The 21813-nt window shown below is 36.4% G+C and carries 21 protein-coding genes and 1 tRNA gene; 19 read left to right on the forward strand and 3 right to left on the reverse strand.

Annotated elements, in window-relative coordinates:
* Window positions 1-55 precede the first annotated feature (55 nt).
* Window positions 56-128, forward strand: a tRNA-Thr gene (locus tag RZ74_RS01305).
* 58 nt (window positions 129-186) lie between these two features.
* Here the strand turns inward: RZ74_RS01305 and helD are convergent.
* Window positions 187-2490: an RNA polymerase recycling motor HelD gene (gene helD, locus RZ74_RS01310; RefSeq protein ID WP_053949655.1), complete on the reverse strand. Its 2304-nt coding sequence runs from the start codon at window positions 2488-2490 to the stop codon at window positions 187-189.
* Window positions 2491-2823: 333 nt separating this feature from the next.
* Here helD and trpS point away from each other — a divergent pair, with 333 nt between their 5' ends.
* The 16 genes from trpS (at window position 2824) to RZ74_RS01390 (ending at window position 18235) form a co-directional block, all read left to right on the forward strand.
* Window positions 2824-3843, forward strand: coding sequence for a tryptophan--tRNA ligase (trpS, locus tag RZ74_RS01315; RefSeq protein WP_053949656.1), 1020 nt, complete (start codon window positions 2824-2826; stop codon window positions 3841-3843).
* A 32-nt stretch (window positions 3844-3875) separates the two neighbouring features.
* Window positions 3876-4808: a Ppx/GppA family phosphatase gene (locus tag RZ74_RS01320; protein ID WP_053949657.1), complete on the forward strand. Its 933-nt coding sequence runs from the start codon at window positions 3876-3878 to the stop codon at window positions 4806-4808.
* A gap of 91 nt (window positions 4809-4899) precedes the next feature.
* Entirely contained in the window at window positions 4900-6159 is a 1260-nt protein-coding gene (locus RZ74_RS01325) for a hydroxymethylglutaryl-CoA reductase, degradative (RefSeq protein ID WP_053949658.1), read from the forward strand.
* A gap of 2 nt (window positions 6160-6161) precedes the next feature.
* Window positions 6162-7124 (forward strand): hypothetical protein, encoded by a 963-nt coding sequence (locus tag RZ74_RS01330; RefSeq protein WP_053949659.1) that lies wholly within the window; start codon window positions 6162-6164, stop codon window positions 7122-7124.
* A 20-nt stretch (window positions 7125-7144) separates the two neighbouring features.
* Window positions 7145-7852: an NAD-dependent protein deacylase gene (locus RZ74_RS01335; protein ID WP_053949660.1), complete on the forward strand. Its 708-nt coding sequence runs from the start codon at window positions 7145-7147 to the stop codon at window positions 7850-7852.
* A 15-nt stretch (window positions 7853-7867) separates the two neighbouring features.
* A complete protein-coding gene (locus tag RZ74_RS01340; protein ID WP_053949661.1) occupies window positions 7868-8719 on the forward strand; it encodes a DUF72 domain-containing protein in 852 nt (283 codons plus the stop codon).
* A gap of 76 nt (window positions 8720-8795) precedes the next feature.
* Window positions 8796-10832 carry a methionine--tRNA ligase gene (gene metG, locus RZ74_RS01345; protein ID WP_053949662.1) on the forward strand — a complete coding sequence of 679 codons (2037 nt, stop codon included), beginning with the start codon at window positions 8796-8798 and terminating at the stop codon, window positions 10830-10832.
* A gap of 74 nt (window positions 10833-10906) precedes the next feature.
* Window positions 10907-11674, forward strand: a complete 768-nt coding sequence (locus tag RZ74_RS01350) for a TatD family hydrolase (protein WP_053949663.1) — start codon at window positions 10907-10909, stop codon at window positions 11672-11674.
* Window positions 11674-12225, forward strand: coding sequence for a ribonuclease M5 (gene rnmV / locus RZ74_RS01355; protein WP_053949664.1), 552 nt, complete (start codon window positions 11674-11676; stop codon window positions 12223-12225). Before RZ74_RS01350 ends, rnmV begins: the two co-directional genes overlap by 1 nt.
* A 3-nt stretch (window positions 12226-12228) precedes the next feature.
* On the forward strand, window positions 12229-13116 hold the full coding sequence (gene rsmA, locus RZ74_RS01360) for a 16S rRNA (adenine(1518)-N(6)/adenine(1519)-N(6))-dimethyltransferase RsmA (protein ID WP_053949665.1): 888 nt from the start codon (window positions 12229-12231) through the stop codon (window positions 13114-13116).
* Between the two features lie 88 nt (window positions 13117-13204).
* A complete protein-coding gene (locus RZ74_RS01365) occupies window positions 13205-13450 on the forward strand; it encodes a Veg family protein (RefSeq protein WP_053949666.1) in 246 nt (81 codons plus the stop codon).
* 142 nt (window positions 13451-13592) lie between these two features.
* Window positions 13593-14441: a 4-(cytidine 5'-diphospho)-2-C-methyl-D-erythritol kinase gene (gene ispE, locus RZ74_RS01370; RefSeq protein WP_053949667.1), complete on the forward strand. Its 849-nt coding sequence runs from the start codon at window positions 13593-13595 to the stop codon at window positions 14439-14441.
* A 120-nt stretch (window positions 14442-14561) separates the two neighbouring features.
* Window positions 14562-15404: a pur operon repressor gene (gene purR, locus RZ74_RS01375; protein ID WP_053949668.1), complete on the forward strand. Its 843-nt coding sequence runs from the start codon at window positions 14562-14564 to the stop codon at window positions 15402-15404.
* 2 nt (window positions 15405-15406) lie between these two features.
* On the forward strand, window positions 15407-16780 hold the full coding sequence (gene glmU, locus RZ74_RS01380) for a bifunctional UDP-N-acetylglucosamine diphosphorylase/glucosamine-1-phosphate N-acetyltransferase GlmU (RefSeq protein WP_053949669.1): 1374 nt from the start codon (window positions 15407-15409) through the stop codon (window positions 16778-16780).
* A gap of 124 nt (window positions 16781-16904) precedes the next feature.
* Window positions 16905-17885 (forward strand): ribose-phosphate diphosphokinase, encoded by a 981-nt coding sequence (locus tag RZ74_RS01385; protein WP_053949670.1) that lies wholly within the window; start codon window positions 16905-16907, stop codon window positions 17883-17885.
* Window positions 17885-18235 (forward strand): DUF3899 domain-containing protein, encoded by a 351-nt coding sequence (locus tag RZ74_RS01390; protein WP_053949671.1) that lies wholly within the window; start codon window positions 17885-17887, stop codon window positions 18233-18235. The genes RZ74_RS01385 and RZ74_RS01390 overlap by 1 nt, the downstream gene beginning before the upstream one ends.
* A 50-nt stretch (window positions 18236-18285) precedes the next feature.
* On the opposite strand, the gene yidA is transcribed toward RZ74_RS01390, so the two are convergent.
* Window positions 18286-19098 (reverse strand): sugar-phosphatase, encoded by an 813-nt coding sequence (yidA, locus tag RZ74_RS01395; protein WP_053949672.1) that lies wholly within the window; start codon window positions 19096-19098, stop codon window positions 18286-18288.
* Window positions 19099-19111: 13 nt separating this feature from the next.
* Complete coding sequence (locus RZ74_RS01400; RefSeq protein WP_053949673.1) at window positions 19112-20458, reverse strand: HD domain-containing protein; 1347 nt, start codon at window positions 20456-20458, stop codon at window positions 19112-19114.
* A 157-nt stretch (window positions 20459-20615) separates the two neighbouring features.
* Between RZ74_RS01400 and RZ74_RS01405 the strand changes: the two genes are divergently transcribed.
* On the forward strand, window positions 20616-21053 hold the full coding sequence (locus tag RZ74_RS01405; RefSeq protein WP_053949674.1) for a YwiB family protein: 438 nt from the start codon (window positions 20616-20618) through the stop codon (window positions 21051-21053).
* Window positions 21054-21096: 43 nt separating this feature from the next.
* Window positions 21097-21678 (forward strand): DNA-directed RNA polymerase subunit delta, encoded by a 582-nt coding sequence (gene rpoE, locus RZ74_RS01410; RefSeq protein WP_053949675.1) that lies wholly within the window; start codon window positions 21097-21099, stop codon window positions 21676-21678.
* Window positions 21679-21813 lie beyond the last annotated feature (135 nt).

A 21813-nucleotide genomic window follows, 5' to 3' on the forward strand; every position in this document is an offset into this window, starting at 1 on the left:
TGCCGCGCAATTAAAAAAGTCTTCGATGAATAATCGAAGGCTTTTTCTTAACTATGCCGTTTTAGCTCAGGAGGTAGAGCGTTTCCATGGTAAGGAAGAGGTCCCGGGTTCAAATCCCGGAAACGGCTTAATAATTATTATCACATACATAAAAAGCCATCTTCATTATGAAGGTGGCTTTTTTGATTATTGTTGATGGTCAATTTTAACTTCATTAATTGGAATGTTTGCATTCGCAATAATTGGTGAAATTGGTCCATTACTGATTAATGTTAAATGATGCATTGCACGAGTAGCAATTGTATATAAAGTTCCAATGTATTGGTCATTAGGGAAGTTATCTTTTGAAACATCCCAGGCAATCACTGAATCAAACTCTAGTCCTTTTGCTAAGTAGATAGGCATTACAATAACTCCTTTAGGTAATGATCTATCGGTATCAGCTAGCAGAGTTGGATTTAATTGTTTATAAATATGTTGATGTAATTCCTTAGATTGCTTCAAGTTTTTTGTCACGATTGCGACAGTGCCTTCTTCAGTTAATTCTTGTTTAGCACATTCCACTAAAGCGCTTAAACTTTGCTCAATATTATGTCTAACGAATAATTCAGGCGTTTTTCCCGGACGGTTAAATGCTTCAATTTCATCTCCTTTAGGTAAAAATGATTTCGCAAAGTTTGTAATTGGATAAGTCGAACGATATGAACGATTTAATGTAACTAAACGGGACTTCTTAGTTGAAAAAGCTTCGTTTAATTTATTCAATAAGGCTTGTGGTGCTTCGACTTCCTTAAACAATGCTTGCTCACTGTCACCGATTAAATTAATCTTGGTTTCAGGGAAAGCATGCTTAATGTAAATTAATTGTGCAATTGAGTAGTCTTGCATTTCATCAACGAATAGGTATTGCATCTTACGGTTTTGACCTCCACCGACCATTAAATCACGTAGATATAATAGGGGAGCAGCGTCATCTAAACGGACTTGGTGTAACTCTAGCTTATCTTCAAAGTCTTTTTCATCTTGATTCCATTTATCGACATTTAGTTGTTCTGGTAATACTACTTGTTGCATGAATTTTTCATATTGACGATAGGCATCAAAGAATGAATTATTGTATAACGCATCATAAACTTTTCTGAATTTTTTAGTAACAATCTGTTTAGCGATGTAGTAACGTTCGTCATCTTGATCTTGAAAACTACCTAATTGTTTGCCAGTCATGTAATCATGGTATTGTTCAGAACTAAGTTGATCAATTTCTTCATCAACCCAAGGTTTATAAACTTCAATTTCAATTCTTTTTTTCAATATTTCAATTAAACGGTTCTTTGTTTTTAAGAATTTATCAGCCGGTTTCATCAACTTAGGCTGTTCAGCGTATATGTTTCTAATGACATCTTTATCAAAGAAAATATTTCCATCAACTAAAATACTTTGAAAAGCGATATCTTCATTGAAGATAGTTTTAATATATTCTTCAATTCGTTGCATGTAGGCATGACTTTGTTTAAAAGCTTGAATTTCTTTATCATCAACACTATATTGTGTTTCTAATTCGTATTGGTCAAATAAGCTTTGTACGTTGATTCCTTCTAAACGGTGATCAATAAATTCTTGTAATGTCACCTGTCTCATATTACGTTCACCCAAACTAGGGAGAACATCTGAAATATAGTGTGAGAACAAACGGTTAGGGGAGAACAATATGATTTGGTCTGCTTCAAGTGAACTTCTACTGTGATATAACAAGAATGCAATTCGTTGAAGAATAGCAGAAGTTTTACCTGATCCAGCGACCCCTTGAACGACTAGTAAATCGTTGTAAGTATCACGAATAATATCGTTTTGTTCTTTTTGAATTGTAGAAACAATGTTTTGCATTACTTCATCATGTTGTTGACCTAAAACATTTTGCAACATTTCATCACCAACGGTTTCGTTGGTATCAAACATGTTATCAATATGGGCATTACTAATTTGAAATTGACGTTTCTTAATTAATTCTGTTGATTGGGTTCCAGCGGGCGTTTGGTATTTTACTTTTCCTAACGTTCCGTTGTAATAAATACTAGAAATTGGTGCACGCCAATCATAAACTAAGAAGTTTTCGTCGTCATCAACGAATGAAGCAGTTCCAATGTATAAGCTATCAGAATCGGTTTCATCTTCATCTTGGATATCAATTCGACCAAAATAAGGTGAATCAGCTAGCTTTCTGTAAGTATCTAGTTGGTTCTTGATGATTGCTTCGCTTTGGACTACTTTATTAACTAATCCTCTTTGTTGTTGTAAATCGGCAGAGGTTTCAATTCTATCATCGACTTCGACGTAGTTAACGGAGGTATTATTACCGTAGTTCTGTTGAACACGCTTAGTTTCGTTATGTGCTTTATCGTATTCAATTTGAGTCTTATCAATGCGATGATATAGTTTTTCAACAACTTCATCGACACGGTTTTGCTCATTATTTAAATCGTTATTGCCCATTTTTTCCTCCTTACTCGAACTCGAAAATCCGTTCATTTATGCTCTACAATTCTAATGAGAATTTAGGCTTGTGTCAATTAATATCCTTTTTGACATGCCCTATTAAATCCAGTAAAATATAGTTAATATTAAAGTAAGTAGCGATGTCATTTACAGAGAGATTATTACGTAGTGAAAGTAATCACGACTAGCGAAATGGATGAATAACGGGAATGCACCCTTATCGCAGAGTGGCAAACGAATTACGTTTGCAAGTTAGGTGGTACCGCGCTAAAGCGTCCTATTGTTTTTTTAACAGTGGGACGCTTTTTTTCTAGAAAGGAAGTTTCAAAAATGGCAGATAAAAAAGTAATTTTAACTGGTGATAGACCAACAGGAAAACTACACATTGGACATTATGTTGGTTCTCTAAAGAACCGTGTTCAACTACAAAATTCAGGCGAATATGACACTAATATTATGATTGCGGATATGCAAGCATTGACTGATAATGCTCGTGATCCTGAAAAGATCAGAAATTCGCTATTACAAGTGGCATTAGATTATTTAGCTGTCGGAATCGACCCTGAAAAATCAACTATCTTAGTTCAATCACAAATCGATGCTTTAAACGAATTAACTATGCACTACTTAAACATTGTTTCAGTTAACCGTTTAATGAGAAACCCAACTGTTAAAACTGAAATTCAACAAAAGAAATTCGGTGAAAGTGTGCCAGCTGGTTTCTTAATTTACCCAGTCAGCCAAGCAGCTGATATTACTGCGTTTAAAGCTGATACAGTTCCAGTCGGTGAAGACCAAGAACCAATGCTAGAACAAACCAGAGAAATCGTTAGAAGTATTAACGGTATCTACGGAAAAGACGTATTAGTTGAACCAGAAGGTTACTTCCCACCAAAGGGAATGGGACGTATTCCTGGTTTAGACGGGAATGCTAAGATGAGTAAATCATTAAACAACTGTATTTACCTATCAGACGATGAAGATACTATTCAAAAGAAAGTTATGTCAATGTACACTGACCCTAACCACATTCACGTTGAAGATCCTGGTAAGGTTGAAGGAAACACTGTTTTCACTTACTTAGATATCTTTGCTGAAGATAAAGCCAAAGTCGCTGATCTAAAAGCCCAATACGAACATGGTGGTCTAGGGGATGTTAAGATTAAACGTTACCTAAACGAAGTCCTACAAGCTGAATTAGCACCAATTCGAGAACGCCGTATGGAATTTGAAAAGGATCCACAAGGCGTTTACGATATTCTAAAAGCTGGTAGCGAAAAAGCTAGCAAGGTTGCCAACCAAACTCTAGACGAAGTTAGAGATGCTATTGGTATCAACTACTTCAAGTAATGCAAATTATTTTATAGTTTAGGGTGAATCGGATGGAAAACTTAGTAATTGTTGACATCGGTTCTAATTCTGCTCGAATGTCTATTTACCGAATTGAAAGTGACGGATACTGCGTCGAAATTAAGCGTAGTAAAAGCGATAGCCGACTTTCAGAGGGGATGGGTAAAGAGAAGATGTTACAACCGGTTGCAATTAATCGGACAATCAATGCGTTAAAATCATTTAAACGAATTTATAGTGCAATGAATAATACAACTGTAATTACGATTGCGACCGCTGCTGTTCGTCAAGCCGAAAATCAAAAGGCCTTCCTTAGAAAAGTACGTAAGAAGGTTGGATTAGACATTCGGGTTCTCTCTGGTAGAGAAGAAGCTTATTATGACTACTTAGGAGTCGTTAATAAGATTAAGATGAATGATTACATGGTAATGGACATCGGAGGTGCTAGCATTGAGTTAGTACGTGTCCAAGGTAAAAAGCGCCGTGATTTAATTAGTTTGCCAATCGGAGCGGTTAATATTTCAGAACGTTTTAAACTAAATAACTCTGTGCATGCTGCAGATTTATTTAATGCTCAACGTTTCTTAAAGGAAAATATTCACCGTGTTCCGTGGTTGAAAAAAGCGGACCATTATCAATTAGTTGTATTAGGTGGTGCGGCACGTAGTCTAGCGCGTATTAACCGCAGTTACCAACACTTCTCAAATTCAGATAATTTAAATGGTTATCATTTAAATCAACGACAAGTCATGGGAACCTATGAATTGTTGTTACGAAAGAACTTACACAATCGAAAAGAAATTCACGGATTAGAAAATGAACGTGCAGATATTATCTTAGGTGGGCTACTACCATTAATTACTGTCATCGATGAAATTGATTCAAGAAGAATCGTTTTCTCAGAAGGTGGCGTACGTGAAGGATTAATAGCTGAATATCTAAAGAAACATTATCGACACTATTAATCAGGTTTTTAATCCTTTGGGGATTGAAAACCTTTTTAAATCTAAATTCAAACATACGTGTTATTATGAGCATTGAATAGGAGAGAAATCAATGGGCACATTTAAGCATTTTTATCATCGTGATTATCAAGAACGAACTGACTTAATTAGTGAATTCGCACAATTATCAGATGCACAAAAACAGCAACTAATTTCAGATCACCAAGCCAAAAACGATCAATTAATCGAGAACTATTTAACTGATTACGCTCTGCCAGAAGGAGTCGCGGTTAATTTAGTGGTTAATGGGGATGAAAAAGTGGTTCCGATGGTGACTGAAGAACCCTCTGTAATTGCCGCAGCTAGTAATGGTGCGCGTTTATTAAGTAGTTATAACGGGATTGAAGCCAAAGTATTAGGCCATAACCTAATGGGCCAAATTGTCGTTAAGACGGATAATGTCAATCTATTGATCGGCTTCGTCAACACTCATTTTGATAAGATGATTGAAGTTGCTAATCAAGCGCATCCATCCATCTTAAAATACGGTGGCGGTGCCAAAGAAGTGCGTGTCCGTAAACTTGATGAAACTTATTGCTCAATTGATTTATTCGTCAATGTCGGTGAAGCAATGGGTGCTAACATGATGAATACGATGTTAGAAGCACTAGCTGCTTTTCTAACCGATAAAATTGAAGGAACCATTTTAATGAGTATCCTTTCTAATTACGGCGAAGACAGTTTAGTGCAAGTCCAAGGTGCCGTATCAGTTGCTAAGCTATCAACCGCTGGAATTGATGGACAAACAGTTGCCAAACAAATTGTGGCTGCGTCACACATCGCCCAAATTGATCCATATCGTGCAGCAACGCATAATAAAGGAATCATGAATGGGATTGATGCGGTCGTAATGGCGATGGGAAATGATTGGCGTGCAGTGGAAGCTGGTGTTCATTCGTTTGCTAGTCAAAGTGGTCAATACCGTGGTCTATCGGATTGGCAAATTGATGGTAATAAGTTAGTTGGTAAGCTCACGATTCCGTTGTCATTAGGTTTCATAGGTGGGGCTACTAAGGTGTTTGATAAAGTTAAAACTAACCAACAAATTGCCAAAATAACTTCTAAGAAAGAGCTAAGTGAAGTGGTGGCTGCCATTGGATTAGCTCAAAATCTTGCAGCTTTAAAAGCGCTCGTGTCAGAAGGAATCCAAAAAGGCCACATGGGACTTCAACTAAATTCACTAGCGATTACAGCTGGTGCGACTGAAGATGAAGTCAGCCAAGTGGTCCAACAATTAAAAGAACAACATCAAGCTGATTTAGCATCGGCAGAAAAAATCTTAAAATCAATTAGAAATAATGAAGGTGAATAAATATGGAAATCGAATTAAATCAAGATACACAAAGTTTAATTAACGTGGTAAATAAATTCTTCCCAGGAACCATCGAAGTTCAATTTATCGGTCAATTACAATCAGGATATGTGCGACATGATCAAGCCCAAGTGGTTCAAGATGGCAAGAACCTATACGTTCAAATCTCAGATATGTCAGCACCAAACTACACAGCATCTCACGAATTAATTCATTTATTAATGACACTTCGTGGATTCCCACAAATCTTCTTTACTTTATCAACTGGTCAAGATGACTTAGATGAACAACTAGAAGTAATGGGAACTGAATTATTCGACATCATCGCACACTTCGTTGTCGTATCAGAACAACGTAAGCACGGTTTAATTGATGATGAAATCGAACAAATGTATCTAAAAGGAATTCAAAACACTATCAAGCCAGAACCAGAAAAACTAGATAATGAAATGGAATTACGTTTACTAACTTTAATTGATGCGCGTGTCTTCTTCGGTGACAAGTTTGATCAACTAGCACGTAAGACTTTAGAAAAGGATTACCCAACTGCACTAGCCGCGGCTGATAAGATTTACGATATCATTACTGAAAAGCCAACTGATTCACCATTTGGTTTCAGAAGAAACGTAGTGAAATTATTCAGAGTCTTTGATGAACAACTAACTAAGTGGGGCTTACCAGCACTACACAACAATGAATACGCTACTATTTCTAGTGTTGTTTCAGAACGTCAATTGAACTTAAACGTTAAACAACAATTTGAAATCTTCCATTCAGAATTGCACGATAAGGAAACTAACCGTCGTGCATACGTTGGATTCAACAAGTCTGATGACCAAAATTCATTTGTAATTCCAGCACCAACTGGAATGGATGATAGTCCTGAATACTTTAAGAAGTTATACGCAATGACTGTTAAAGACCTATTTAAAGAACTAAAGATGCCATACATCATTAGAAAATAGTTTTTGAGGGAGGAATTGTTTTGGATAGTAAAATTCAATCATTATTTGATGAAGCCAAACATATTGTATTTCTGACTGGAGCGGGGGTTTCAACAGCTTCTAACATTCCAGATTACCGTTCTAAAAACGGCTTGTATGCGACTGATACAACTGGGAAACCAGCAGAGTATTATTTAAGTCATGCTTGTTTAGTTAATGAACCAGAAGTCTTTTACACTTTTGTGAAAGAAAATATGTATTATCCAAATGCGAAACCTAACGTTATTCATCAAAAACAAGCGCAATTAACCCAGCAAGGAAAAGCAAGTGTGATTACTCAAAACGTTGATGGATTATATTCAGCCTGTGGTACTGAGAACTTAATTGAGTTTCATGGCACTTTATACAATGTGATTTGTCAGAAGTGTCATCAATCAGTTGATTGGCATGAATATATGCAAAGCGATGTGCATAATGATTGTGGTGGTCGTTTGAGACCTGGCATCGTGTTATACGACGAAGGATTAAATCAAAAGAATATTGTCGACAGTATTGAATTAATGCAACAAGCTGATTTAGTGGTGATTGTCGGTACTTCCATGCGTGTATATCCGTTTGCAGGATTATTAGATTATCGTAATTCAAGCGCAAAAGTGATTGCGGTGAACCAAGAACGTTTGAATCTAGGTATCGATTTTGAAATGATTCGAGGGGATGCCACAGAATTCTTTAGAGAGTTAAATTGTTAGAAAGCAGATGAGGAAATGATAACTTTAGGTGTGACTACTTGGAGTGAACATCCAGCACTGATTAATGGAGAAGAACGACCAGTGAAGTTAAATGAATATGCTGCTCATTTTCCAGTAGTTGAAGTGGATAATCCATTTTACGGGATCCCACAAAATAAGACGGTGCAACAATGGATGCGTCAAGTTCCAGAATCGTTTCAATTTATTTTAAAAGCAAATCAACTGATGACGAAACACGATATGCGTTCTAGTCTTGCTGCTGATGATGATCAACGCAAGAAAGCGTTTAGCGATTATCGTAATATGATTCAACCGTTGTTAGCAACTAATCAGTTGAAGACCATCTTGTTTCAATTTCCACCATACTTTGAACGAAGTAATGAAAACATTCGCTACTTAATGGAAATCCGCCAATTGATGGGACCGAAAACACCAATTGCGGTCGAGTTTAGAAATCCCAGCTGGACCGAAGCAAGTTTACGCCAATCAATGGCCGATTATTTAAAACGCCTTGGAATCACCTATGTGATTGCGGATGAACCACATAACGTTAATAATGGGGTTGAATTCTTGCCACTAGTATCGACTAAGAAATTAGCGTTTTTAAGACTGCATGGACGCAATGCTCAAGGTTGGTTTAACCAGGATAAGAACTGGCGAAGCCAAAGAACACTTTATAATTACAGCAAAGAAGAACTACAAGCATTTGCAAAAATGGTCCAAGATTTAAATGAACAAGTTGATGAAGTATGTGTTATTTTCAACAACAATTCGGGTAGGGATGCAGCGCCAAACGCACTGCAACTACAAGAATTACTGCATGTTTCATTTAATGATTTAGCACCAATGCAATTAGATTTGTTTTAACATCAATATAATTGCTAAATTAATTATGATATACTATTAATTAATATTAAGATTACTGGTTGAAAGGATGATAAAAATGGCAGATAACAAAACATTTTATGTTACAACGCCAATCTATTACCCATCTGGACGTTTACACATTGGGAACTCATACACTACTATTGCGTGTGATGCATTAGCCCGCTACAAACGTGCAGAAGGATATGATGTGTTCTTCTTAACGGGGACAGATGAACATGGATTAAAAATCGAAGAAAAAGCAGAAAGTCTAGACATGACTCCACAAGCTTATGTGGACCAAATGGCTGCACAAATTAAGGATTTATGGAAGGCTTTAGATATTTCTAACGATAAGTTTATCCGTACTACTGACCAACAACACAGAGAAGTAGTTCAAAAAATCTTCCAACAACTATTAGACCAAGGTGACATTTACCTAGGCGAATACAGCGGTTGGTATTCAGTATCTGACGAAGAATACTTTACTGAATCACAACTAGCAGAAGTATACAAAGACGACAACGGTAACGTGATTGGTGGTAAAGCACCATCTGGCCACGAAGTTGAATTAGTAAACGAAAAATCATACTTCTTCAAGATGAGTAAGTATGCTGATTGGTTGTTAGATTACTACAAGCAACATCCTGATTTTATTCAACCAGAATCAAGAATGAACGAAATGATTAATAACTTCATCAAACCAGGACTAGAAGATTTAGCTGTTTCTAGAACTTCATTTAACTGGGGAGTGCCAGTTAAATCAGATCCAGAACACGTTGTTTACGTGTGGATTGATGCGTTATCTAACTATATTACTGCACTAGGTTACGACACTGATGATGATTCATTATTCAAGAAGTTCTGGCCTGCAGATATTCAAATGGTCGGAAAAGAAATTGTTCGTTTCCATACTATTTACTGGCCAATCATCCTACATGCATTAGGTTTACCATTACCAAAACATGTTATTGGTCACGGTTGGTTAACCATGAAAGACGGTAAGATGTCTAAGTCTAAGGGAAATGTTATTTACCCAGAAGTACTAGCAGACCGTTACGGGTTGGATGCTGTTCGTTACTACTTACTAAGAGCAGTACCATTTGGTAACGACGGAATCTTTACTCCTGAAGACTTCGTTGATCGTATAAACTACGATTTAGCGAACGATTTAGGAAACTTATTAAACAGAACTGTTTCAATGATTAATAAGTATGAAAGTGGAGTCATTCCAGAATTCAAACCAGGTTTCTTAGATGCTGATAAAGAATTGGAAGTACTAAGTGACGAAGTAATTGCTGAATACAAGACTAAGATGGATGAATCTCGTTTCTCAGACGCCTTAGCTGCAGTATGGCAATTAGTATCACAAACTAACAAGTACATTGATCAAACTACCCCTTGGGTATTAGCAAAACTTGAAAATGATGATGATGCAGACAAATTAGCTGATGTAATGGCTCATTTAGCAGCTAGTTTACGTGTAATTGGTCTTTTAATTAGCCCAATTATGACTAAAGCACCTCAACAAATTTTTGCTCAATTAGGACTAAGCGACCAACAATTGGACTTAACTAACATTTCAATCAAGGACCTACCAACTGGTGTTAAGGTGGTTGAAAAGGGAACTCCAATCTTCCCTCGTTTAGATAAGGATGAAGAAGTCGACTTTATCAAGAACCAAATGACTAAGTCTGACAAACAAAAAGGTCGTGCAGCGAAAGAAGAAGCTAAGAAACAGGCTCAAGTCGCTCAAGATGGCGCTGAAAGTGCTGCTGATAAGAAAGAAATTAAATTCGATGCTTTTGAAAAGGTAGAACTAAAGGTAGCCGAAGTTAAGAATGTTGAAACCGTTGAAGGGGCCGACAAGCTATTGAAGTTCACTTTAGACGCCGGTAAGACTGAAACCACTCAAATTCTATCTGGAATTGCTAAGTGGTATCCAGAATATACTGAATTAGTCGGTAAAAAAGTAATCATTGTTTCCAACTTGAAACCAAGAAAGATGCGTGGCCAATTAAGCCAAGGAATGCTATTGTCTGTTGAATATGATGACGGTAGTATTGAACTAGTAACAATTGGTAGCCAATTCGAAAACGGAGCCACTTTGGAATAATGGTATAGTCATAAATCAAGATAGCCATTGATTCTATTGAATTGATGGCTATTTTTACGGATAGGAGTAGAATAATGCAAATTTTTGATTCTCATACTCATTTAAATGATGATGCGTTTCGTGATAACGTCCAAGCATATATTGATCATGCCGCCAAATTAGGGGTTACTAAGATGGCAATCGTCGGTTCTAACCGTGCGATGAATGAAGAAGCAATTCAATTAGCTCATCAATACGATAATTTATATGCGATAGTTGGATTTCATCCCGAAGAAGCACTAAATTATAATGACGAAGAAGAAGCTATCTTACGCCAACAATTGGCTGATGAGAAAGTCGTTGGATTAGGTGAAATTGGCTTAGATTACTATCAAGACCAAACACCTAAAGTAGCCCAATTTAATGTGTTCAAACGTCAAATTAAAATAGCCCAAGAAATGAATTTACCAATTTCTGTGCATAATCGTGATGCGTTTGAAGATACTTACGCCATTTTAAAAGAGTGTGGAGTTAATAACGGTATTATTCACAGTTTTAACGGGGATGATGAATGGTTAAACAAGTTCATTGATTTAGGGATGTATGTTTCTTATTCAGGTGTTGCTAGTTTTAAAAAGACTAAGGAAATTCATGATGCGGTTGCAAAGACCCCTAGTGATAAGATGTTAGTGGAAACCGATGCACCATACTTAGCACCGGAACCATTACGTGGTCATCAAAATGAACCTGGCTTTACTTTATACACTGTTGAAGCAGTTGCACGTTTCCGCGATACTACTCCAGATAAAATTGCCGATATGACATATCAAAATGCTTTAAGAATTTTTGGATTGGAAGATTAATGGATAAGATTAAAGAAGTAATCGTGGTGGAAGGCCGCGACGATACCAAAAGAATTAAACAAGCAGTCGATTGTGACACAATTGAGACCCGTGGATCAGCAATTGATGATGACACGATTGCTTTAATAAAAAAACTAGATCAACAACGTGGTGTGATTGTGTTTACTGACCCTGATTTTAATGGGGAACGAATTCGTAAGATTATTACGCAAGCAGTACCAAACGCCAAGCATGCCTTTGTTGACCGTAAGAAATCAGTACCAACTAAAAGTGACGGTTCACTGGGGGTTGAACATGCGAGTGTTGAAACCATCAGAGAAGCGCTAATGAACGTTTACACGGCTAGCGATGATGTTGCGGGGGGAATTACCTTAGACAATTTAAAATCCGCCAGAGTGATAAATGATCCGCATGCAAAGACACGCCGTACGCAACTTTGTGATATTTTGAAAATTGGTTATGTGAATGGAAAGCAACTCTACAAACGTTTAGAAATGTTTTCAATTACTAAAACTGATTTTGACAACGCTGTTAACCAAATTAAGGAGTAAATTATGCCAAATAACCCAGATATTGCCAGTCCAGCAAGAACCCAAGCGATTTTAAATCGTTTCCACCTATCAGCTAAGAAGAGCTTAGGACAAAACTTTTTGACCGATTTAAACGTGTTATCAAAAATTGTTGATGCTGCACATTTAACTAAGGATGATAACGTAATCGAAATCGGTCCTGGTATCGGTGGTTTAACTGAATACATTGCCAGAAGTTCCAAACAAGTACTAGCTTTTGAAATTGACCAAAGTTTATTGCCGGTTTTAGCCGAAACACTAAGTCCCTATGATAATGTCGAAGTCATAAACCAAGATATCTTACAAGCCAATTTACCAGCGATTATTGATGAAAAATTTAATAATGAACGTCCAATTAAAGTGGTAGCGAACTTACCTTATTACATCACGACACCAATCATTTTGGATCTATTAAAAGGGAATGCTGAATTTGATAACATTACCGTCATGATGCAAAAAGAAGTTGCCCAACGCTTAGAAGCTAAACCAGGAACTAAAGACTACGGTTCATTATCAGTCATCATCCAATACCTAAATGACACCAAGATTGCCTTTGAAGTATCTAGAAAGGCATTTATTCCAGCGCCTAAAGTTGATTCTGCAATCGTGACTTTAGAAAAACGTGAAAATATTGAAAACGAAGTGTATGATGAAGCTGCTTTTGCTGGATTCGTTCGTGGTTGCTTTAACCATCGTCGTAAGACACTTTGGAACAACTTACAAGGAGTCTTTGGTAAAGATGAAGAAACTAAGGCAAATGTCCAATCTGTATTAGAAGAATTTAATATCGCACCAAGTATTCGACCTGAAAAACTTACAGTGGATCAATATGTAGATTTAACCAATCGTTTCCATGAAAAAAATATGTTATAAAATGATTGAATATTAAAAAAATATGTGATATAATTTTGAATTTTTAATAAATTTATGGTATAATAAGAGACCTAGAGAGGTGAATATTATGCCAACCAGTTTGACAGACATTAAGAACCACTTGGACAATCGCTTAGGCGAAAAAGTAATTGTAACTGTTCAAGTCGGTAGAAACAAAACACTTGAACGCCATGGAATGCTAGCTGAAACATTCCCTGCAGTTTTTGTTGTTGAGTTAGAAGAAGATGAAAATCTAAAGCGTGTGTCATATAGTTACACCGATATCCTAACCAAAAACATCGAAATGGACTTCGCTGAAGAAGTTAATGAATAAGCAAATCAAACAAGAAGCTAATTATTTTAATTAGCTTCTTTTATTTTTTACTGACACAATAAAAGTAAAAGATACACTGACTTTTTAATTTAACTTTAGTATAATGTTAATAACTATTAAGTTGAATTGGGGGGTGTGATACTTGAAGACTGTTGAGAAAGCATGCGCCAAACTTAACCTAGGGTTGGATACACCTTTTCGTCATGATGATGGTGAAATTGAATGGGAAATGTTAATGACATCAATTGATTTAGCTGATTATGTCGAAATTATTACCGGCAAAGGTAATGGCATTTCCGTTCATTGTAATCGTGTATTTTTACCACAAGATCAACGTAATTTGGCGTATCAAGCGGCACTTCTACTTAAAAAGAAGTTTAATATTCATCAAAAAGTCGAGATTAATATCAAAAAGAACATTCCAGTGGCGGCTGGAATGGGTGGTGGATCATCTGACGCTGCAGCAGTGATTCGCGGATTAAATCGACTATGGGATTTACATATGTCTAATCAAGAGATGGCCACATTTGGTCTTCAGTTAGATTCTGATGTACCATATTGTGTTTATAGCCAAACGGCAATGGTCACCGGAAAAGGTGACGACATTGAATTAATGCCGAAGTTACCTAAGATGTATTTTGTGGTGGTCAAACCAAAAGTGAGTGTTTCGACACCAGAAATACTAAACAAAATTAATTATGATAAGTTAAATCACGTTGATATTGATGGATTAGCTAACGCTGTATCAACGCAAGACTACGACGATATCGTTTCACACATGGGCAACGTGTTAGAACCATTATCTTCAAAGCATCATGCAGAAATAAGACGTATCAAAGAAAAATTCGAAAAATACGGTGCGGATAACGCTCAAATGAGTGGGACGGGGCCAACCGTATTTGGAATTTGTAAAACAGAAAGCCAAGCCAAACATATCTTTAACAGTATCCGTGGATTCTGTTCAGAAGTTTACATTGTGCGACCAGTTTAAAAATATCCGTTTAGGTATGAACCTAAACGGATGTTTTTTATTTATTTCAATAAAAAAGTGTCTAAAATCCGAACATTATGATAAAATTTAGATGTAGTTTTTACTTAATGAGGTGAAAGAATGAAAGCAAAACGTAGTGCGCGTCTAGTAGATATGACTCGCTACTTAATGGAGAATCCTAATACGGTAGTACCATTGACTTTTTTTGCAAACCGTTACGGTTCTGCTAAGTCATCTATTAGTGAAGACCTAACCATTTTAAGAAATACATTTATGGAAACCGGTACTGGTGTCTTGGAAACAATTCCTGGCGCTGCTGGCGGTAGCATGTTTATGCCTGGTATTCAAAAAGCTGAAGCCAGTCAATTTATCGATGAAGTACAATCAGCTCTAGCTGATAACACCAGAGTATTACCTGGTGGATATGTATATATGAATGACTTATTAAACCGACCATCAATTTTACGTCAAATTGGTCGTGTGATCGCAACTTTATACAGTGATAAAAAAATCGATGCTGTCTTAACTGTCGCAACTAAGGGGATTCCCATTGCACAAAGTGTAGCGACATTGTTAAACGTGCCATTTGTAATTGCTAGACATGATTCTAGAATTACTGATGGTTCTACTATCAGTGTGAACTATATTTCAGGTTCTCAAAAGAGAATCGAAAAGATGGTGCTATCAAAACGTAGTTTACCAGCCAACTCAAACGTTTTAATCGTAGATGATTTCTTACGTGGTGGAGGTTCAGCCGATGGATTATGTAGTTTAATTCGCGAATTTGATAGTCAAGTGGCCGGAATTGCATTTGTTGCAGAACGTGATTACGAAGGTCAACGTAAGATTAGTGATAATGATTACACATCATTATTCAAAATCGATACTAATAATGGGGACATTAAAGTTGAATTAGGTAACTTTACCTATGACAAGTTTAGTGATTACACCAAGGAGGATTAATCATGGCGACTAGAAATACAATTATTTTAGCGGCTGGTAAGGGAACTCGTATGAAGTCAAAATTATACAAAGTTTTGCATCGAGTTTGTGGCCGTACGATGGTAGATTGTGTTTTGTCACAAATTGAAAAAATCGAAATGGACAACATCGTTACCGTTGTAGGTTTCGGTGCTGAAGATGTCGAAAAACAATTAGGTGATAGAAGCCAATACGCATTACAAGAAAAACAACTAGGAACTGGGGATGCAGTTAAAAAGACTGCTAGCATTCTAGAAAATGTCGAAGGTTCAACTATGGTAGTTAGTGGAGACACTCCATTATTTACCGCTGAAACATTTAAGAACTTATTTGATCAACATGAAGAAAGTCATGCTGTTGCAACTGTTCTAACTTCTAAAGCACCAAACCCATTTGGTTATGGTCGTATTGTTAGAGATGAAAAGGGCAACGTTAACAAGATTGTTGAACAAAAAGATGCTTCAATGACTGAACAAACAATTGATGAAATCAATACAGGGGTTTACGTATTTGATAACCATGAATTATTTGAAGCATTAAAACAAGTTAACAATGATAACGCTCAAGGTGAATACTACTTACCTGACGTTATTGGTATCTTTAAAGACCAAGGCAAGAAGATTGGTGCTTACCAAATGGATGATTTTGATGAATCTATGGGTGTAAACGACCGTGTTGCCTTATCTAAAGCAAACCAAGTTATGCAACAAAGAATCAACGAATATCACATGCGTAATGGTGTTACTATGGTTAACCCAAGTGATACTTACATCGATTTCGGTGTTGAAATTGGTCAAGATACTATCGTTGAACCTGGTGTTCACATTACTGGAAACACTAAGATTGGAATGGACTGTAAGATTGGTGCTAACTCTGAAATTAGAGATTGTATCATTCATGATAATGTGACGGTTACTGCTTCACTATTAGAAGAATCAGAAATGCTAGAAGGTTCAAATATTGGACCATACAGTCATTTAAGACCAGAAGCAGTTATCGGTAAGAACGTTCACTTAGGTAACTTTGTGGAAGTTAAGAAAGCCCAAATTGATGAAGGAACTAAGGTTGGTCATTTAACTTATGTGGGTAATGCTCACCTTGGTAAGAACATCAACGTTGGTTGTGGTGTGATTTTTGCTAACTACGATGGTAAAAACAAACACAATACTGAAGTGGGGGACGATTCCTTTATCGGAAGCAACGCCAATTTAATTGCTCCATTGCATATTGATGATCATACATTTATCGCTGCTGGTTCAACTATCACAGATGATGTTAAACAATATGAAATGGCAATTGCTCGTCAAAGACAAACTAATAAACCGGGATACTTTAAAAAGCTTCCTTACGCTGATTAGTATTGGATAGATGAATTATTGTTTATTATTTCTATAATTTTTGAATGAAATAAATTGAATTATAGTGTAAAATTAATTGTGAATTAGAAACGAATATAGAATTGATTGTTAGGTGGAGGACTTTATGGCTGAAAGATATTCTGATCCTAAATTAAAGATTTTTGCTTTAAACTCAAACATCCCATTGGCAGAAAAAATTGCTGACCGTGTCGGTGTTGACTTAGGTAAAACATCTGTAGACAGATTTAGCGATGGCGAAATTAGAATTAACATTGAAGAAAGTATCCGTGGGGATAACTGTTACATTATTCAATCAACATCAGCTCCTGTTAATGATAACTTAATGGAACTAATGATTATGATTGATGCACTAAGACGTGCAAGTGCAAAGACTATTAACGTAGTGATTCCATACTACGGTTACGCTAGACAAGACCGTAAAGCGCGTTCAAGAGAACCAATCACTGCAAAGTTAGTAGCTAACATGCTAGAAACTGCTGGAATTGACCGTGTAGTTGCTCTTGACTTACATGCTGCTCAAATCCAAGGATTCTTTGATGTTCCAGTTGATCACATGATGGGTGCACCATTATTAGCAGATCACTTTATTAACAAAGGCTGGGATTCAAATGCAGTCGTAGTTTCACCTGACCATGGTGGAGTTGTACGTGCCCGTGCATTAGCTGAATTCCTAAAAGCACCAATTGCGATTATCGACAAGCGTCGTCCTAAAGCAAATGTTGCTGAAATCATGAACATCATTGGTGATGTTAAAGGTAAATCATGTCTAATGGTCGATGATATGATTGATACTGCCGGAACCATTACACTAGGTGCTCAAGCACTTATGGATGCTGGTGCAAAAGAAGTTTACGCTTGTTGTACCCATCCAGTATTATCTGGTCCAGCCATTGAACGAATTGACAAATCACCAATCACTAAGCTAGTGGTTACTGATACCATTCGTTTACCAAAAGAAAAACAAATCGACAAGATTGAACAAATTTCTGTTGCTCCACTTATTGGGGATGCTATCAAACGTATTAATGAAGACCGTGCAGTTAGTCCATTATTTAGCAACCGTTTCAGAAGTGACGCTGAATAATGAATAAGGCTAAGCTATACGGATTATTGATTGCCGTGATTGGAGTAATGGTTGGTTTAATTGCCGTACTATTGCATGTCAAAGTAGTGACAGTTAGCAACTATTTCTTCTTCATTGGGTTATTATTTTTCCTAGTTGGTGCAATCGCTGTTTTATCAAAAGGACATCTATTCACTGGATGGCGCATTTTTCACCGCAAGGGTGATAAAGAACGTTTTGAAAATGAAAAGATTCCAGCGGATAAAATCGGCGGCATTAAGAATGCTAAGATTATGATTCGTCCAACTGCGCAATTAACGTTAATCATCGGAGTAATCTGGATTGCATTTGCAATTGTGATTACGCTATAAAAAAAGAACTGATTTCATTTGAAATCAGTTCTTTTTTGTTTGCTTAAATTTTATTTTAAAGCAAAGTTTCTAATGGCGTATGCAACACCATTTTCTTTGTTAGTCTTAGTTTCCTTGTTAGCAACAGTTTTTAAATCATCAGCTGCATTACCCATGGCAACACCTAATCCGGCGTAAGTAACCATGCTGATATCATTACCTTGATCACCAATGGCCATAACATTATCAGCAGTGAAACCTAAACGAGTAGCTAGTTTACTTAGTGCAGCACCTTTAGAAGCTTTTTGGTTCATGAACTCAATGAAAACAGGTTCACTTCTTACCATTGAAAGGTGGTCTAAGAATCTTTCTGGAACAGCAGGAATTGCTTTAGCTACAATATCTGGATCAGCAATTAGCATAGCTTTAACGATTTCCATATCTTCAGTAATTTCTTCAGGAGTTCTTACTTTGATTGGCATGTTAACTAGGTAACTTTCCATGACACTGTAAGGGCTGATATCACGGTTAGTAGTGTAGATGAAATCAGTAGTTTCAATTTGGAAGTTAGTGTTTAATTCGTGACTTATTTTTTCTAGTTCCACGAAGTCTTTGTGGTCTAAATCAAACTTTTCGATGATGTTAGCATCAGCATCTTGAACTTGAGCACCGTTAAAAGTAATCGCATATTCATCGTGACCACTGATACCTAATGCTTTTAAGTATGGCTTTACACCAGTCAATGGACGACCGGTACAAAGAACAACTTTGATACCGTTATTACGAGCTTCGGTAACTGCATCAATAGTTTCTTGAGCTAAAATGTTTTGTTCGTTTAGAAGGGTACCATCGATATCAATGGCAATTAATTTAATATCACTCATGGGAAAAACTCCTTTAGTTAATTAATTCATCATTTTTAATGTGTTTTTGGAACTCTTGATAAACCGGTTCGAATAAATCAATGTTATTGTCGACCGATAACATTTCCTTAGGAAAGAAGAAACGTTCATCTCCTAAGTGTTTACCAGTAACGGCACTAACTAATTGAGAAATCTTTGATAGTTCAATCATGGAACCATCATTTCGGCGTAGTTCGATTTGTGTCGTGTGATGTTTTTTATTTGGATCATATGCATCATACGGTAAATCAAAACTGTTGTTAATTTCGGTGTAGTAGGTAACATCGAAGCCAGCTTGTTTGATGTAATCACGCATATTGGGAATTAGGTATTTAGTTTCATCGTTAAATTCGACTGACTTGAATGGTTTACGATTGATAAAACGATCAGCTAAATCAGATAGGACTTTATCATCTGAATCAATCCAGTGGATAAAGTAAGTGTTTAAAACACCATCATCTAGTTTTAAATAATCATCAATGTCGAATTCACCTTTGAAGAACGGCATCAATAAGTAAGGAGTAGTACTATCATTTTTATCTAGATTAGCAGATAGTTCTTTCGCACGTCTTAAAAGATGGTCTAAGATGACTTCCATTGAACGTGAAACGGGATGGAAATATACTTGCATGTACATTTGTAAGCGAGAAATAATGTAATCTTCAACGGCATGCATACCACTGATTTCAAAACAGATACCGCCTTCATAAGGACGCATTACTCGCAAAATACGGGTTAGATCGAAATTACCATAATTAGCTCCGGTGTTATAAGCGTCACGAAGCAAGTAATCCATTCTATCCGCATCGCATTGACTAGAAATCATTTGGACCACTTGCGGATTGCTATAGGTATGGTCAATCACACTGGCCACATCCTTAGCAAAATTAGGACCGATTTTGCTCAAAACTTGGTTCACTTCAGTTTTAGGGGAAGTAATAATTTCTTGAGTAATTTCTTCATGATTAGTACCGAAGATATGTTCAAATGTATGTGAGTAAGCTCCGTGACCAATATCATGAAGCAAGGCGGCACATAATGCGACTAATCTTTGGGAATCGTCCCAAAGACCATCGCCATCTTCTTGGGTAGGGTAGTTTCTTAAAAAGCCATCACAGATACGACGGGTAATTTCATAAACCCCTAAACTGTGAGTAAATCTTGAATGTTCAGCACCGTGGAAAGTAAATGATGCTGGACCTAGTTGTTTAATTCGTCTTAATCGTTGAAATTCTTTAGTATTAATCAAGTCTAAAATGACTTGGTGTTGTACGTAAATGTAGTTAAGAACCGGATCTCGAAAAACCTTTTCTCGAGTCAGTAGTTTTTCTTGGTATTCCAAATTCTTACCTCCTTACTTTGATATGGTTACTTATTTAAGCTTATTATAACAAAGATTGTCGATAAATAATTAATTTCCAACTATTAATTAATGCATTTATTGGCATCTCCGTATATAATGATAGTCTGTGATGAAAATGAAACGAGGTGTTGATTAGATGGAAGAAGAGAAGAATAATCAAGTCGCCGTTAACTTAAAGACGACCATATTTCAAGATGGTGAACGCCAAGATTTTGAATTCGTGGAACAAGGTAACTTAGTTAAGATGTCCAATGGACTATACTTACGTTTTAAAGAACATCAAGATGATAAAGAAGTGGCTACAGTAACCATTAAGATTACTGATGAACATGTTCAATTGACTCGTAAAGATGAGATGGGACATCAATCTAGATTAATTTTCAATGAAGAAAAGATTCATAAGACTGCTTACCAAACTCAATTTGGGGCACTTAAAATTGAAGTGAAAACCAAAGAAATTAATTGTGAAATCATTGAAGATGACAACTCTGGAAGCCTAATGATTGACTATGAATTATATACTGGCGGAATGATTGTCGGAGAATATAATATTAGATTGCATTTTTCTGCTTAAAAAGGTATGATATTAATAGTATTTTGAAAGGACGTGCACCGCATTGAAATTAGAAGCCTTAGAAGGTAAAGATAAAAAAGAATTATCAATGGTCGAAGTTGCTCACGCAATTCTATCCGAACATGGTGAGGTAATGGCCTTTGCTGATATCGCCAACGAAATCCAAAAGTATTTGGGTGATTCTGATGAAGAAATCCGCAAACGATTGGTACAATTCTACACAGATATGAACGTTGATGGTAGTTTTATTTCTTTAGGTGATAATCTTTGGGGACTAAGAACATGGTATCCATACGATTCAATCGATGAAGCTACTGTTCATCCTGAAGATGAAGATATTGATCGTCCTAGAAAGAAAAAGCGTCGTAAGGTTAACGCATTCTTAGCTGATGCTTCTGATGATGACGATGTTATCGATTACGATGATGATGATCCAGAAGACCAAGACGATGAATTTGAAGACGCTGATGAAGGTGTCGATGAAACCGATAAGTATCACAAAGATTTAGATGAAATTGACGAAGAAAATGACGTTGACGAAGACGATGTTCCTGACGGTATTGAAGGTGAATTATCTGAATTAAATGAAGATGATGACATCGACGACGAAGACGACAAAGATTAATTAATTCGAAAATAATGATTATATTTCTTGACTATATATTAGGAACAATGTAATATTATTTTTGGGCTCCTTACAAAAGAGTATTTTGTAAGGACAATTGATCGATTATAGTAATCAATGACTCCCTATTCTAAA

The organism is Apilactobacillus apinorum (assembly GCF_001281175.1).
Lineage (GTDB): Bacteria > Bacillota > Bacilli > Lactobacillales > Lactobacillaceae > Apilactobacillus > Apilactobacillus apinorum.